This is a genomic window from Mycobacterium sp. ST-F2 (assembly GCF_001905655.1).
Lineage (GTDB): Bacteria > Actinomycetota > Actinomycetes > Mycobacteriales > Mycobacteriaceae > Mycobacterium.
The window spans coordinates 40,776-56,520 of sequence record NZ_JMHT01000002.1; the positions used below are offsets into that span (position 1 = coordinate 40,776).

The 15,745-nt window shown below is 63.8% G+C and carries 14 protein-coding genes and 1 pseudogene; 9 read left to right on the forward strand and 6 right to left on the reverse strand.

What is annotated here, in order from left to right:
- Positions 1 to 60 precede the first annotated feature (60 nt).
- Positions 61 to 2,289, forward strand: coding sequence for a sensor histidine kinase (locus tag EB75_RS00655; RefSeq protein WP_168175953.1), 2,229 nt, complete (start codon positions 61 to 63; stop codon positions 2,287 to 2,289).
- Positions 2,290 to 2,352: 63 nt separating this feature from the next.
- Here EB75_RS00655 and EB75_RS00660 read toward each other — a convergent pair.
- Positions 2,353 to 2,935 (reverse strand): annotated as a pseudogene (locus tag EB75_RS00660) (PAS and ANTAR domain-containing protein).
- 402 nt (positions 2,936 to 3,337) lie between these two features.
- The gene (locus tag EB75_RS00665) at positions 3,338 to 4,003 is read right to left on the reverse strand and encodes a TetR/AcrR family transcriptional regulator (protein ID WP_073693562.1); all 666 of its coding nucleotides are present in this window, start codon (positions 4,001 to 4,003) and stop codon (positions 3,338 to 3,340) included.
- Positions 4,004 to 4,176: 173 nt separating this feature from the next.
- On the opposite strand from EB75_RS00665, the gene EB75_RS00670 reads away from it, so the two are divergent.
- From EB75_RS00670 to EB75_RS00685, 4 genes are all read left to right on the forward strand, one after another.
- Positions 4,177 to 4,608 carry a DUF5078 domain-containing protein gene (locus tag EB75_RS00670; protein ID WP_142239349.1) on the forward strand — a complete coding sequence of 144 codons (432 nt, stop codon included), beginning with the start codon at positions 4,177 to 4,179 and terminating at the stop codon, positions 4,606 to 4,608.
- A gap of 252 nt (positions 4,609 to 4,860) precedes the next feature.
- Positions 4,861 to 5,286 (forward strand): MmpS family transport accessory protein, encoded by a 426-nt coding sequence (locus EB75_RS00675; protein ID WP_073693563.1) that lies wholly within the window; start codon positions 4,861 to 4,863, stop codon positions 5,284 to 5,286.
- A complete protein-coding gene (locus EB75_RS00680) occupies positions 5,283 to 8,180 on the forward strand; it encodes an MMPL/RND family transporter (protein ID WP_073693564.1) in 2,898 nt (965 codons plus the stop codon). Before EB75_RS00675 ends, EB75_RS00680 begins: the two co-directional genes overlap by 4 nt.
- Positions 8,181 to 8,351: 171 nt before the next feature.
- Positions 8,352 to 9,083, forward strand: a complete 732-nt coding sequence (locus EB75_RS00685) for a cutinase family protein (RefSeq protein ID WP_073693565.1) — start codon at positions 8,352 to 8,354, stop codon at positions 9,081 to 9,083.
- Positions 9,084 to 9,089: 6 nt separating this feature from the next.
- Here the strand turns inward: EB75_RS00685 and EB75_RS00690 are convergent, their stop codons facing one another.
- A complete protein-coding gene (locus EB75_RS00690; RefSeq protein WP_073693566.1) occupies positions 9,090 to 9,578 on the reverse strand; it encodes a MarR family winged helix-turn-helix transcriptional regulator in 489 nt (162 codons plus the stop codon).
- A 176-nt stretch (positions 9,579 to 9,754) separates the two neighbouring features.
- Here EB75_RS00690 and EB75_RS00695 point away from each other — a divergent pair, with 176 nt between their 5' ends.
- Positions 9,755 to 10,171: a DUF5313 domain-containing protein gene (locus EB75_RS00695; RefSeq protein WP_073693567.1), complete on the forward strand. Its 417-nt coding sequence runs from the start codon at positions 9,755 to 9,757 to the stop codon at positions 10,169 to 10,171.
- 189 nt (positions 10,172 to 10,360) lie between these two features.
- Positions 10,361 to 10,681, forward strand: a complete 321-nt coding sequence (locus tag EB75_RS00700) for a DUF732 domain-containing protein (RefSeq protein ID WP_073693568.1) — start codon at positions 10,361 to 10,363, stop codon at positions 10,679 to 10,681.
- A gap of 63 nt (positions 10,682 to 10,744) precedes the next feature.
- On the opposite strand, the gene mbp1 is transcribed toward EB75_RS00700, so the two are convergent.
- The 3 genes from mbp1 to EB75_RS28600 all read right to left on the reverse strand — a co-directional run bounded on the left by mbp1 (position 10,745) and on the right by EB75_RS28600 (position 12,546).
- Complete coding sequence (mbp1, locus tag EB75_RS00705; protein WP_073693569.1) at positions 10,745 to 10,993, reverse strand: microaggregate-binding protein 1; 249 nt, start codon at positions 10,991 to 10,993, stop codon at positions 10,745 to 10,747.
- Positions 10,994 to 11,125: 132 nt separating this feature from the next.
- Positions 11,126 to 12,256: an AI-2E family transporter gene (locus EB75_RS00710; protein ID WP_174557606.1), complete on the reverse strand. Its 1,131-nt coding sequence runs from the start codon at positions 12,254 to 12,256 to the stop codon at positions 11,126 to 11,128.
- A gap of 134 nt (positions 12,257 to 12,390) precedes the next feature.
- A complete protein-coding gene (locus EB75_RS28600) occupies positions 12,391 to 12,546 on the reverse strand; it encodes a hypothetical protein (RefSeq protein WP_142239346.1) in 156 nt (51 codons plus the stop codon).
- A gap of 141 nt (positions 12,547 to 12,687) precedes the next feature.
- On the opposite strand from EB75_RS28600, the gene glgX reads away from it, so the two are divergent.
- A complete protein-coding gene (gene glgX / locus EB75_RS00715) occupies positions 12,688 to 14,844 on the forward strand; it encodes a glycogen debranching protein GlgX (RefSeq protein WP_073693570.1) in 2,157 nt (718 codons plus the stop codon).
- Positions 14,845 to 14,939: 95 nt separating this feature from the next.
- Positions 14,940 to 15,656 carry a TetR/AcrR family transcriptional regulator gene (locus tag EB75_RS00720; protein ID WP_073693571.1) on the forward strand — a complete coding sequence of 239 codons (717 nt, stop codon included), beginning with the start codon at positions 14,940 to 14,942 and terminating at the stop codon, positions 15,654 to 15,656.
- Positions 15,657 to 15,745: the final 89 nt, after the last annotated feature.

The window sequence follows — 15,745 nt, forward strand, 5'->3', positions numbered from 1 at the left end:
AACGTGATGCCCGGGTACGCCTCGTTGTTCTCGATCTCGATACGATCCGGTGGTTCCGACATGTCTGAAGCCGCCGACGCGGCACGGCGCAACTTGGTGCAGCAGACACTTCCACTCAGCTTGATCCTGCGCCACGGCGGCAGCCTGGTGGTGTATTTGGTCATGCTCGGCACCTCGTCGGCGGCTGGACCGGGCGGCGTCGCATTCGGTGTCGTCGCCGGCGGCTGGTCGGTATTCCGACTGCTCAACCGATCCACCACACCGCGGTACACCGCCGTCGACTACATCGTCATCGTCGCCGCATGCGCGGCCATCCCGGAGTTGGTGTCCGAGGCCCACCTTGCCGCGCTGGGGCCGTTGGCCATCGCCGGAACGGCGATAGGCAGCTTCACCGGTTTGAGTCCACGGGTCAACGTCGCCCTCACTGCCGGGGTTGCGGCCGCATATGCGATCGGTGCCGCTTCCGTTGTTGGCTGGAGTCACGTCGCCGACAACTTCGGTGTTTACTACTTTGCCGGGCTTTGGGCAATGTCGATGGTGATTCGCGCCCTGATATTGCGCCTCACGGACTCGGTCGACGCCGCGCGTACCGACCGGCTCGCCGCAGAGCTGCAACACGAGGTCGACGCCGCGGTGCGCGAGTACGACCGTGAACAGCTACGGCTGCTGCATGACACCGTTGCGTCCACGCTGCTGATGGTGAGTGCCGGCACGTCCCTGTCGCCGGGACGGGTCGCCGTGCAGGCACGGCGTGATCTGTTGGTGTTCACCGATGAGACCACTACGCCGGCAGCCCGCGCCGATCTGGTTGCGGCCCTGCGAAATAACACAGATCACCTCGCGACACCGTGCCGGATCGACGGCGCGGAGGAGATGTGGATCGATGGTGCCATCGCGAATTTGGTGTCCGCTGCCGCCCGCGAGGCACTGACCAATGTGGATCGCCATGCCCGTGCTTCCCAGGTGACAATCACGGTGCAGCCGGAATTGGTGCGCGTTGCCGACGACGGCTGCGGGTTCGACACCACTCGACCGTCGCGCGGTCATGGCATCGCTGACTCGATCGTCGCTCGCATGCAGCGACTCGGTGGTGAAGGTGTGGTGTTGAGCCGGCCTGGCCACGGCACAACCGTTGAATTGCGCTGGCCCGCTGAAGTGCCCGTCGCCGCGGAGCTGCCAGATGATCCGGAACGGCTGATCGAACGGGGCCGGTCTCGGTACTACCTGGCGATGACGACCTACGCCGTCGCGAATGTGGTCGCCGTCATCCCGTTCGCCCTGCACGCGACCACGCATCCACGGTTGCATTCAGCGCTGCTGGCCGCAGCTGCAATGATCACCGTCTCATCGGCCGCTCGCAGCTCCGGGTTACCCGGCCTGCCCCGCCGTGCCGCAATCGCGGCACTCCTGGCGATCTCATCGGTGCAGACGGTGTTTCAGCCGACCGAACTTTTGGAATCGCACGCGCAGTGGACCTACGGCGCCATCGGCTGGTCTGCCCTACCACTGGTGCTCAACGAGCGTCTCCGCTACAGCATTGCTGTCCTCGCCTGGTGCTGGGCCGTCCCCGCCGTCGCCGTTCTCGTTCGTGATCCGTCGACTCCGAACGTCGTTGCTGTCGGATTCGGCGCTGCGGGCATTCTGCTGGTCCAGTTGCGAGCGCTGTTGTTCGACAATCTCATTCGCGCGTCGGCAGCTGCAGCCGACGCGGAAATCTCCGGCCATAAGCGCCTCCTTGCCTCGGCTCGCATTGCCGAAGCGGTGCAGGCGGAGTACACGAACCGCTACGCCGACCTGGCCAAGACGATCAGCCCACTGCTTCGGGCGCTTGCCGAGGGCAAACCAGCAGACGCGGCCATGCGGCGTCAAGCGCAACTCGAATATCAGCGACTGCGTGCACTTTTCGACCAATCGTCGTCATTCGAGAACACGTTGTTGCGTGAACTTCGTCCCGTCGTCGAGGCCGCCCAGGACCGCAACATCGACGCATCCATCACCGCCTACGGCGCCTTGCCCGCGGTCGACGACACCGCGGCGCGGCGTCTCGCGCAACTGACGGCCCATGCCCTCACTGCGACCATGGGCACTGCCCGCATCACACTGACAGTCGATTCAGATGCGCTGGAGCTCAGCATCATGTGCCACGACGTGCGGCACTCCGAGGTGCCAACAGAAGTTGGCACCGTACATGACGGTGAATTCGAAATCACCACCCTCGATGATTCCGTGTGGATCACCCTGCGGCACCCGCTCGTGGAAAGGTCTGACCGGCATGCACTCGCGGACTAACTCATCGAAGCCACGGCCGGTCGCCGTCGGCCGATGACCAGGTCGGCTATGCCGCAACGGGTTTCAGTCCTCGCCCGAGCCATCCGCCAGCAGCAAGCGATCGATGGCGTTGACACTTTCAGCGGACAGACCTTCCCGCATCAACCCGTTGACGAAGTCCGCTGCCACATCCTTGAGCTTGCGCTGGGAGGCCTGCGAGCGCCAGGTGAGGATGCCGAAGGCCTGATCGGCGCTGACGCCGTACGCGACCATCAGCACGCCCTTTGCCTGGTCGATGATCTCGCGGGACTCGACCACCTTGGCCATCGCCTTGGTCAGATCGGCTTGTAAGCCGGCGCTGACGTCGATGTAGTAGCCCTGAGTACCCACCGCGTTTCCCGTTGTCGTCGAACAAGTGATCACTGACCACCACCATCCAATGGATGTTCCCCGTCGTGTCGATGATCCGGTGCCGGCTGCTGAACAGGCCGCCATCAGTGACCCGCTGCAGGATCTCGGCGACTTCGGCGCGATCGTCGGGGTGCTTGTGGCTCAGGAGCAGTTCGGTCGTGGGCTCGACCTGCCCGGGTTCGTAGCCGTGCATGCGGGCGACCTCATCGGACCACACCCACCGGTGATCAGCGACGAAGTATTGGAACCTACCGATCTTCTGCGCGTAGCCGCCGGCCAGCACAGCGGCGACCTCCCACGAACGGGCGCCGTGTGCCGCCGCATCCGGCGGGCCGCTGAATCCGTCAGGCACCGCTCACCTCGATCGCGCAGAAACTGGTCGACGACACCAGCGCTGTCGCCACCCGAATACAACCTCAAGCACACCACCGTCGCAGCAGAACGACCAATACTGTCGTGGCAACGGTCCCCAGGCGGGCCTGAATCCAGATCACGTACCGACCGATGCGCTGGGTTATCAACGCTTCCAACGGTATTGGCGTTGGTCGTCAGTACAGCTGGGTGCGCCATGGCCAGGGGAACCAGGGCGGTTGTGCGGGTCCGGACATGAGCCAGTAGCCCGCGGGCAGGAACCAGGGGGAGACGGCGGCGCCGGCCGCTACCTGCGGAAGCAGGATTCCGGCGGTGCGGTGGTCATGGCTATCGCGGCCTGGTCTTCATCGAGGGCATCGACCGGCAGCTTGTCCTGCCCATCGCGATTGCGCAGCCCATCGAGGAAGATCGCCACGTACCGTCGCCACAGTTCGGGGTCGACGTGCCCGGCGAATTCACTGACGGTGCCCGCCAGGAGGCCGAGGATCGGCATGTCACTGTCGGTGATACCCGGCCGCAGATAGCCGTCTTTCTGGGCGCGCTCAACAAGTTTCGCGCGCTTCGGCACCAGGCGGGTACGTGCCGCTCCCACCCGGTTGCCGCCGCCCTTGCCGTACAGGATTTCTCGCAGGCCACGATCGGTGGCGGTCTGCTGACCCATCTGTTCCGCGAACCAGGTGAATCCCGCCCAGGAGTCGTCGAATTCCAATCCCGTATCGGCCAAGGCGGCGACCTCGTCGATCGCGTCCTCGAAGATGGCCTCGATCAGCTCTTCCTTCGTGGGGAACCTGCGATAGACCGTACCGACGCCGATGCCACCGTGGTGCGCCACCTCGTTGAGCGTCGCGCTCAGGCCCCGTGTTGCGAACAGATCGCGGGCCGCATCGATCACCCGCTGACGATTGCGCACAGCATCCTTGCGCAACGGTCGATCTGTGGTCGGGCGGGTCATCACCCACGCAGTGTAATCCGAGACACTGTTCCGGTAAGTGGATTGACTTCATCCACTTACTGGAATAGTTTCGTTGTCGAACACTGCGATCGGCCGACGGTTGTGGGTGATCCGCCATGAGGAAGGCCCGCAGCATGACGCGACACCACTGGACCGCACATGCGTTGGCCGCCATGGTGATTGGCCTCGCGGCGACCTCTCTGCCGCTGGCCGGGCCGGCTGCCGCTGACGCGACCGACGACTATCCGATCCCACACCGGATCGTCGCCACCACTTGCGATGCCGAGCAGTACCTGCAGGCGGTACGTGACACCAGTCCGGTGTACTACCAGCGCTACATGATCGACCGGAACAACCGGCCCGCCGACATTCAGCAGATGGCGCAGGACCGCATCCACTGGTTCTTCTCGCTCGATCCCGCGGGTCGCCGGCAGTACTCCGAGGACACCGCCACCAACGTCTACTACGAACAGGTGGCCACCCACTGGGGCAACTGGGCCAAGATCTTCTTCAACAACAAGGGCGTGGTCGCCAAGGCCACCGACGTGTGCATGAGTTACCCCGCCGGCAATATGCAGGTCTGGGACTTCGCCTCCAACAGCTGAGTAACAGTTGGTGATCGGCGGCTGAATTTCCCTGCTGGCCAAGGGTTTCCCGTCGCAGATCAGTCTTGAGTGCCCGCGGCAGGAATGCGCCGGGCCTGCGTCGGGTTGTAACGAAGACGACACTTAAGCGGATGGACTCTATCCACTTTTTCCGTTAGGTTACCTAGCTAGATGTGCGGCGGCTCGCCAATGGCGGTGTGCCCCCGAGATGCCCGACGACCGCGCGGTCGGCAACTTCTGAAGAAGGCAGCGATGACGAGAGTGTTTCGGCGGGCATGGCTACCGCTATTGGTGATCGTCGCGGTCGCCGCCGGTGTGGTGATCGTGTCGAACGTACGACAGGTATTCGGCTCGAATCCCGTGGTCATCACCGAGAAGAGCTCGGACAACGCCGAGGATTTCAACCCCAAATTCGTCAAGTACGAGATCTTCGGCACGGGTAGCACGGCCGTCATCAACTACATGGACCTCGAAGGCAAGCCGCAGCGCGCCGCGGGGGTGTCGTTGCCGTGGACGTTGGTCCTGCAGACCACTCTGCCCTCGGTCCAGCCCAACATCCTGGCCCAGGGCGACGGCAACAGCATCAGCTGCCGGGTCAGTGTCGATGACGTGGTCAAAGAAGAGAGGACCGCCACCGGTATGAACGCCGAAACCTTCTGCTTTGTGAAGGCCGCATGAGCGCGCCGGCCAACGAGGCCCAGACCGACGCCATCCCGGTGGCGGAGAGCAAGGGGCACAAGGGAATACCGCGGTTCCTCCGACGATTCGCCGTGCTGATCATCCTGGCCTGGATCGGAGTCATCGCCGCACTGAACACTGTCGTCCCGCAACTCGAGGAAGTCGGCAAGCTGCGCGCCGTGTCGATGAGCCCCAACGACGCGCCATCGATGATCGCCACCAAACGCGTCGGCAACGTATTCGACGAATACCGCACCAGCAGTTCGGTGATGATCGTGCTCGAAGGCGATAAGCCGCTGGGAGCCGACGCCCATGCGTTCTACGACAAGATGGTCAGCGATCTGCGCGCCGACACCACCCACGTACAGCACGTCCAGGACTTCTGGGGCGACACGCTGACTGCCAAGGGCGCCCAGAGCCGCGACGGCAAGGCGGCGTACGTTCAGGTCTACATCGCCGGTGATCAAGGTGAGACGCTGGCCAACGAGTCGGTCGACGCGGTGCGCCACATTGCCACCGAAAGTCCCGCTCCGCCGGGGGTAAAGGCCTACGTGACCGGCCCCGCGGCGACCAGCACCGATCAGAACGCCGTCGGTGACAAGAGCATGGAGCTGATCGAGGGGGTCACCTTCGCCGTCATCGCGGTCATGCTGCTCATGGTCTATCGATCCGTCATCGCGACGTTGATCGTGCTGGTGATGGTGGTGCTCGAGCTGTCCGGGGCGCGAGGGCTGGTGGCATTCCTGGGCTACCACAACGTCTTTGGGCTGACCACCTTCGCCACCAACCTGCTGGTGACCTTGGCGATCGCCGCGGCCACCGACTACGCCATCTTCCTGATCGGCCGCTATCAGGAAGCGCGGCGGGCCGGTGAGGACCGAGAATCGGCCTACTACACCATGTTTCACGGCACCGCACACGTGGTGCTGGCCTCGGGCCTGACCATTGCCGGCGCGACCCTGTGCCTGCACTTCACCCGGCTGCCGTACTTCCAGACCATGGGCTTCCCGCTGGCCATCGGCATGGTGATGGTGGTCGCGATGGCGCTGACCCTGGGGCCGGCGGTGATCTCGGTCTGCACCCGCTTCCGCCGGGTCCTCGAACCCCGGATGAACACGAGAACCGCCGGGTGGCATCGGGTCGGCACCGCAACGGTGCGCTGGCCCGGCGCCATCCTGGTCGGTGCTGTGGTGGCCGCACTGGTCGGTCTGATCGCGCTGCCGGGCTATCAAACCACCTACAACGACCGCATCTACCTGCCCAAGGACGTCGCCGCCAACGTCGGTTATGACGCGGCGTTCCGGCACTTTTCGCAGGCAAAGATGAATCCGGACCTGATGATGGTCGAGTCCGATCACGACCTACGGAACCCGGCCGACTTCCTGGTGATCGACAAGATCGCCAAGGCGCTGAAGAACGTGCACGGCATCGCCCAGGTGCAGACCATCACCCGACCCGACGGTGACCCGATCAAGCACTCGACCATCCCGTACACCGTGGGACAGAGCGGCTCCACGCAGCTCATGAACAACGACTACACGCAGACCAATCTGAACAATCTGCTCTCTCAGGCCGACGATCTGCAGAACAGCATCGACGCCATGACCGAGATGATGAGCGTTCAGACAGATCTGGCAGCGGTGTCACAGCGCATGGCCGACAAGATGAAGACCACCTCGGATGACATGGGTGACACTCGAGATCACTTGTCGGACTTCGATGATTTCTTCCGGCCCATCCGCAACTATTTCTATTGGGAGCCACACTGCTTCGATATCCCGGTGTGCTGGTCCATGCGGTCGGTCTTCGAGAGCATCGACGGCATCAGCTTGATATCGGATGACTTCCAGGCCATCGTTCCCGACATGCAGCGCATGGCTGACCTCATGCCCAAGATGGTCGCGACCATGCCCAAACAGATCGCGTCGATGAAGCACCAGAAGCAGGTGCTGCTGAACCAGTACCAGATGCAGAAGGCGCAGCAGGATCAGACCATCGCGATGCAGAAGACCGGCACCGCGATGAGTGAGGCGTTCGACGCGGCCAAGAACGACGACTCGTTCTACCTGCCGCCGGAAGCCTTTGAGACCGCCGATTTCCAGCGTGGGCTCAAACTGTTCATGTCGCCCGACGGACATGCGGTGCGGTTCACCATCATTCATCAGGGTGACCCGTTGACGCCGGAGGGTACCTCGCGTATCGAGCCGCTCAAGGTCGCCGCGGCCGACGCGATCAAGGGCACCCCGCTCGAGGGCTCCTCGATCTATCTCGGTGGTAGCGCAGCCATGTACAACGACATGCAGATCGGTGCCGATTACGACCTGATGATCGTCGCGGCCGCAGCGCTGATCCTGATCTTCATCATCATGCTGGTCCTCACCCGTGCGGTCGTCGCATCGGCGGTGATCGTCGGCACCGTGGTACTGAGCCTGGCATCGGCCTTCGGCCTGTCGGTACTGCTCTGGCAGCACATCGTCGGTATTCCGTTGCACTGGATGGTGTTGCCGATGTCGGTCATCGTGCTGCTGGCGGTGGGCGCCGACTACAACCTGCTGCTGGTCTCCCGGATCAAGGAAGAGATCCACGCCGGGCTCAACACCGGCATCATCCGTGCCATGGTGGGCACCGGTTCGGTGGTCACCTCGGCGGGCCTGGTGTTCGCCTTCACCATGATGTCCATGTCGGTGAGCAAGCTGATCATCATCGGCCAGGTCGGTACGACCATCGGTCTGGGTCTGTTGTTCGACACCCTGGTGGTGCGGTCACTGATGACGCCGTCGATCGCCGGCCTGCTCGGACGCTGGTTCTGGTGGCCGCAGCGCGTGCGTCAGCGCCCGATTCCGCAGCCCTGGCCGAAGCCGGTCGAACGCGAATCTGAGCTGACGTCCGTCTGAGCGTGAGTTCGGGCCCGAGGCAGCCGATTTCGCTGCCTCGGGCCGCCCACGTGGTGTGAATCACTGGGCGGTGGGGGATTCAACTGCGTCAGATGGGGTAGACATGGATTGGGTGATCGCGGGGGCATCGCCGCCGCCGCTGCATTGTTGTCGAGTTGGGGGCGCGTCCTGATGAATCGAAATGATCGGTGGCTGATTGCTGCCGCCGCAGCGGTGTCGGTCACGGCCGGGGGCGTCGCCACTGCCGGGCACGTCGCGGCGGAGGCCTGCCCGGACGTGCAAGTCGTATTCGCCCGCGGCACCTTCGAACCCGCGGGTGTCGGTGGCGTCGGGCAGGCGTTCGTGGATGCGCTCCGCGCCAGGACGCCGGGGAAGTCGGTGGACGTCTACGCCGTCAATTACCCTGCCTCACTTGATTTCGCGACCGCTGCGGACGGCGTGATCGACGCGAAAAACAAGGTCATGGCCACCGCCAACACCTGCCCGAACACCAAGGTCGTGCTCGGCGGCTACTCGCAGGGCGCGGCGGTCGCCGCCTACATCACCGAGGACAGCGTGCCGCAGGGCTTCGTCTTGCCGCCCGGGCTGAGCGGACCGATGCCGGCATCGGTGGCCGATCGCGTGGCCGGCGTTGTCCTCTTCGGGAAACCGTCCAGCGGATTCCTGCAGATGATCTACACGGGCGCGCCGCCCATCACCGTCGGCCCGCGCTACATCGGCAAGACCGATGACGTGTGCATCCCCGAGGATCCGGTGTGCTCACCGACCGGCGGCGATCAGAGCGCCCACGGTGCGTACCAGGCGCGCGGGCTCACCGACCGCGCCGCCGACCACGTGGCGAGCCGACTCGGGGTCACGGGGAAGCCGGCCCAGCCGGCTGCGCAGTCCTCTGGGCTCAGTTAGAAACTGTCACCCCGAACCTGCCGTCAGCGTGCCGGCGGCAACGGCCGCTGTGTTGATTCTGGTCAGCACCGTGTGCAGGCGTTCCAACTCGTCGAGGTCGACGCCGAGCTGTTCGACAACCGCCGGCGGAATTTTCAGGGCGCGGCGGCGCAGGGCGACGCCTTTCGGCGTCAGGGTGATGTGGGTGGTGCGTTCGTCGGTGGCGCTGCGCGTGCGATGGATCAGCTCAAGGGCCTCGAGCCGTTTGAGCATAGGCGACACGGTCGCCGAATCCATCTGCAGCAGCGCGGCGATCTGCTTGACGGTCAACGGCTCGTGCTTGGCTTTTGCGTTGTCCCACAACGCCAGCAGGACCAGGTATTGCGGATGCGTCAGCCCGAGTGGTTCGAGTAGTGGCCGGTAGATGGCCAGCACCGCACGGTTGGTGATGGCCAGCGCGAAGCAGACCTGCCGCTCCAGGGCCAGCGGGTCGACGTCTTCGGAGGCAGCGGACATGCTGCCCAGCTTATTACCCAATTAGCGTCCTAATATTTTGTGCCCACAGCATGTGGTGCTCATCTGCGGCCTGGATCACGTTCTTTCGGGCTATTGGAATAGCAGCCTAACTGTTAGTGTCCTAACTATTAGGGTACACGCGCCGTGGCCCCAGATGATCAGTCAAAGGAGTCGTCATGGTCGCCGACAGTCCGACGTTCTGGCAGCGCATCACCTATGCCTACGGGCGTCGCCTGCCGGACCACCTGCAGGAGTGGGTTCGTCAGGACCTGACCGACGACGGGGCCGTGCGCCGGCACATGATCCGATACGCCATCCCGCCGATCTTCGTGCTGGCTCCGCTGTGGCTGCTGCCGGCGTCGGTGTATGTGCACTCCGAGATGACGCTGCCGATCTACTTCTGGGCGCTGGTGATGGCGTTCGTGCTCAACAAGGTGTGGCGCCGCTACCGCCTGAGCCAGCACGGCCTCGACCCGAACCTGATCGACGAAGTCCTGCGGCAGAAGCAGTCGCAGATGCACGACCGCTACGTCGAGCGCTTCGGTCCGCGACCGGAATCGGCCAAATGGCAGGCGAACAGCCGACCGTTCTGACGGTTGCAAGGGCAGCGCGAGGGCCGACGGGGTGTTGTTCGATCGCCGCTCCGGCCACGTCGAAGGGATGGGCGCTCGTGTCGGTGCAGCGCGAAAATATCGGTCCGGGGACTGGTCTGGGGGGATTACGCTCATTCATGTTGAGGTCGCGCGACCCGCGGGGCCGGAAACTTGGGGGAGACAAGGTCCATGAAGATTTGCCTGATTGCAGGTGCCGTCGCCGCGGCCGCCGCGCTGTCCGTTGCCGCTGCCGGACCCGCGTCGGCCTGGCCGATGCCGTTTACGCCGGAACAACAACGGTTCATCAACCAAGCCCGTAACGTGGGCTTCCCCGGCGACGACGACGCGGTGATGCAGGCCGGGCTGCAGGCGTGTCAGATGGCATTCAGTGGCCAGTCGCGTGCCGATGTCATTGGCGCGCTGGCGGGGCAGTACGGGGCCGATGCGGGCCCTGCCGGCGCGCTTGTGAAGACCGCGCACGGCATCTTGTGCACGTCGGCCCCGAACTGACAACTCGTTCCGACGAGAGGCCCCGCCGGATGAATCCCGGCGGGGCCTCTCCTTCGTCATGAGTCAGCGGCGCTGTTCAGCTTCCTGACGCTGCTCAGCGGCCTTGGCGCCGGCACGCGCCGAGTCTGCCTCCGCTTCCTTCTTCGCGGCGTCGCGTTGCGCATCGGCCTTGTCCTGCTGGGCCTTACCCTCGCGCACGACGTCGTCGCGACCTGTCACGGTGCCGATGACTTCCTTCGCCTTACCCTTGACACCTTCCACCACGCCGCGCACGGCTTCCTCGGGTCCGGTGTTCTTGTCCTTCTCGGTCATATCTACCCTTCCGCTATTCATGGGACGGATTGCGTCAGGAGCGGCATTGCTGTCGCGCCCTGCTCTGAAGAATTTCCAGTCCGGCCGGCCTCCAAACGCTGCGGTGCTGTGACTTGTCGTACACCGCGTTTCTCAGGTGTCATCGAGACGCGGAAACAACACCTCGTGTGCGATCAGCTGTACGGCGGCGGCGATGGGAATGGCCACCAGCGCTCCGACGATGCCCAGTAGTGCGCCTCCGACGAGAACCGCCACCACCGTGACCAACGCGGGCACCTTGACGGCGTGCCCGATGATGCGGGGTACCAGGAGGTAATCCTCGAGGGCTCGGAACACCACGAAAAACACTGCGGTAGAGATACATACGGGCAGTGACACCGTGAGCGCCACCGCCGCCACCACGACACCCGCGATGGTCGAGCCGACGACAGGCACCAGATCGAAGAGCCCGACGAAGATGCCGAGCAGCAGGGGATACGGTACGTCGAACGCCGTCAGCCAGACTGCGGTGGCGGCCGCGGCGATCACCGATATCGCCACGTTTCCCAGCACGTAGGCGCCGACCTTGGCGAACATGTCGTCCCCGATGAGAATCGCCCGCGGTCGACGGGTCTGGGGGACAAGGCGATACAGCGTCGCGCGGATGCGGGGAAAGTCGATCAGGAAATACACGGTGAGCACGATGACGATGAGGACGTCGGCCAATGCGGCGAATACCGCCGAGCTGGCGGTGACGATCTCATTCAGTATCGAGCCGCCCGATCCGTTCATCATGTCGGTGATCCGCTGCTGAATGTGGAAGCGGTCGTTCAGTTTTCCGATGGTGGACGAATGGCTCTGGGCTTCCTGAATGTAGTGCGGTGCCTGATGGATCAGCTGGGTGGCCTGCTGCGACAACGGCGGGATGGCAGCCGCCACGAAGGCTGCCATCAGGGCGAGAAAGATGACGAAAACGGTTGTGGTGGCGAGCCATCGCGGGAATTGGTGGTTGACGAACCACGAGACGGCGGGTTCCAAGCCCAACGCCAGGAAGAACGCCACCCCGATCAGCACCAGCACCGACCGCGCGGTGATCAACATGTGCATGGCGCCGTAGGTCACGGCCACGCCGGCCGCCGCTGTCATCCCGACGAAGAATGGTGACTGCCGATTGAACCGCCGACCCAGTTCCCCGTGGGGACGCGCGTCGGTTTTCATCTGCGCGGCGGCAGCTTCGGCGGCGGCGATCGGTTCCTCATCTGTGCCGTGCGGCTGCGCCACCATGTCGTCGTGTGCCGACTGTCCCGTACCGCCCGTCGTATCAACGTGTTTCGTCTCGCCGACCGGCTGGCCCCTCGCATCGGGGCTGGCGCGCGTCACGACAATGCCCGTCGTGAACAGGGACGGTCATGGCCCGGTCAGAACCACACCTTGCGGCCTGCAACCGGCCGTCCAACGGCGCCCAAGATCCAGAGGACCGCGCCGATGACGATCAGGATCACCCCGATGGTGTCCAGAATCGGTACCCCCAAGGCGTATCCCAGAATCAGCAAGATGATGCCCAGGATGATCATTGTTGCGCTCCTTGCTCAGGGCAATTGACGTGTTCGTCGATGCCGACGGCTTACAGGTACCCACGGCAGTGCCCGGTCAAACCAACCCTGGACATGATTGGGCGACCCTGATTCGGGCTATCTCTTGGTCGAGGAGAGCGCATGACTGAGGTCGGTTCGCAGGACACCGGGTCCGGTCGCACTGAGGTGTGGCCGGGGAAGGCCTACCCGCTCGGAGCTACCTATGACGGTGTGGGAACCAATTTCGCGCTCTTCAGCGAGGCCGCAGAACGTGTGGAGCTGTGTCTGTTCGATGACAACGGCGCCGAAACACGTGTTGTACTACCGGAAGTCGACGGATTCATCTGGCACGGGTTCCTGCCCGATGTCGTCCCTGGACAGCATTACGGCTATCGGGTACACGGACCGTACGATCCGTCTGCGGGGCAGCGGTGCAATCCGAACAAGCTCCTCATCGATCCCTATGCCAAGGCGATCGACGGCGAATTTCAATGGGATCAAGCACTTTTCAGCTACAACTTCGGTGACGAGGACAGCCGGAACGACGACGACTCTGCCGGTCGCATGCCCAAATCGGTGGTGATCAACCCGTACTTCGATTGGGGCACGGACCGGCCCCCGCAGCGCCCGTACACGGACTCGGTGATCTACGAGGCGCACGTGAAGGGGCTGACGCAGCGTCATCCCGACGTCCCCGAGCGTGACCGCGGTACCTACGCGGGTGTCGCCAACCCGGCCATCATCGAGCATTTGAAGGGTCTCGGCGTCACGGCCATCGAGCTGATGCCGGTGCACCACTTCGCCAACGATTCCACGCTGATCGACAGAGGGTTGTCGAATTACTGGGGGTACAACACGATCGGGTTCTTCGCGCCGGATCCCAAATACACCTCCGGAGTGACCGCGGGCGGGCAAGTCCAAGAGTTCAAGGCCATGGTGCGTGCGCTGCATCAAGCGGACATCGAAGTGATCCTCGACGTGGTCTACAACCACACCGCCGAAGGCAACCATCTGGGCCCGACGCTGTCGTTCCGGGGAATCGACAATGCTGCCTACTACCGCCTGGTCGACGACGACCAGAAGTACTACATGGACTACACCGGCACGGGCAACAGTCTCAACGCCGGTCATCCGCACGCCCTGCAGCTCATCATGGACTCACTGCGGTATTGGGTGACCGAGATGCATGTCGACGGCTTCCGCTTCGATCTGGCGTCGACGCTGGCACGGGAGTTCTACGACGTGGACCGCCTGTCGACGTTCTTCGAGATGGTCCAGCAGGATCCGGTGATCAGCCAGGTCAAACTGATCGCCGAGCCCTGGGACGTCGGGCCCGGTGGATATCAGGTCGGGAATTTCCCGCCGCAGTGGACGGAATGGAACGGTAAGTACCGCGATGCCGTTCGCGACTTCTGGCGCGGGGAGGAGTCCACTCTCGGCGAATTCGCCTCGCGACTCACCGGATCGGCGGATCTCTATGAACAAACCTCGCGACGGCCGGTCGCGTCGATCAATTTCGTCACTGCCCACGACGGCTTCACCCTGCGAGACCTGGTTTCCTACAACGAGAAACACAACGAGGCCAACGGTGACGACAACAACGATGGCGAGTCGGACAACCGGTCCTGGAACTGCGGTGTGGAAGGACCGACCGACGATCCCGGCATCGAGACGCTGCGTCGACGTCAGCAGCGCAACTTCCTGGCCACCACCCTCCTGAGCCAGGGCGTCCCGATGATCTGCCACGGCGATGAACTGGGCCGCACCCAAGGCGGAAACAACAACGGCTACTGCCAGGACAACGAAATCACCTGGGTCGACTGGGAGTCCGCTGACACCGAGTTGATCGCGTTCACCGGCGCCGTGGCCGCGATCCGCACGGCGCACCCGATTTTCCGGCGTCGCCGTTTCTTCACCGGCCGGCCGGTGCGGACCCGCGGGGCGCAGGACGTACCGGACGTCGCGTTCTTCACTCCGAGCGGCTCGGAAATGACCGACGAGGACTGGAACACCGCCTTCGGCAAGTCCGTCGCGGTCTATCTCAACGGACAGGGCATCCCAGACTTGGACGAGCGAGGGCAGCGTGTCGTCGACGACTCGTTTGTCCTGTGCTTCAACGCCCACGATGAAGCCATCGAATTCACTTTGCCGCCAGATCAATTCGGCCAGAGATGGCAACTACTACTCGATACCGCCGGCGATGTGGCGACCGCAGACGCCGAGGCAGCACCCGTGGAGGCGGGGGCCACCGTGACCGTCGACGGCCGTGCCCTCACGCTATTCCGGACCCTCTCCTGAAACAGGCCTGCCGCCCGCCGCAAAGGTTCAGCATTTCGCGGCTTCTGCAACTAGCGTTGGTGCCGGTATGTCACGGGTGCTGGGAGGTCGGACGGGTGTCGGGATTCAATGACTCGGGCGTCGACGCCGGGGCGCGCGATGGTCACCCGTCGTTGACCCGTGAGTTCATCCTGGACGCGGCCATTGAGTTCATCGACGAGCACGGCCTGGAGAAGCTGACCATGCGCCGGCTGGGTGCGGCATGTGGTGTGGAAGCGATGGCGCTGTACCGATACGTGCACGGCAGAGCGGATCTGCTGACCGGTGTGGTCGATCACGTCATCGACCGCTTGTATGCCGATCAGCTGGCGGCTCGTCGGCAAGAGGACGGCTGGCAGGACTATCTGATCCGTCTTGGTCACGGGGTGCGTCAGATTGCGCTACAGCACCCCCACGTCTTCCCTTTGGTGGCCACGCAGGCGCCGGAGGCGCCGTGGGTGCGCCCGCCGCTGCGCAGTCTGCGCTGGATGGAGAGCTTCCTCGATACGTTGCTTTCCTACGGGTTCGACGATGTCGGGGCGGTCGCCGCCTACCGGGCCTACACCACGTTCTTGTTGGGGCAGCTCTTGTTGGAGGTGTCTGCTCACGGCGCCCAGTTGAGCCCTGTCGAGGCGATCGTTGAGGTCGCTGACCATTCCAGCGCCACGTTGTCGGACTATCCGCACCTGGACCGACTGCAACCCCTGCTTTCGGAAGATCACAGCGAAACGGAGTTCGAGGAAGCGCTCGAAGCGCTGTTGGATCGACTCGAATCGTTGTTGTCGCAGCACTGACCGCGCGGACCGCGCGAGCCCGGCCGGACGTCGGGCCTGTTTACAATGTAAACTGACAGTGGTCGGAGCTCGGTGGCCTCGAACCTCTG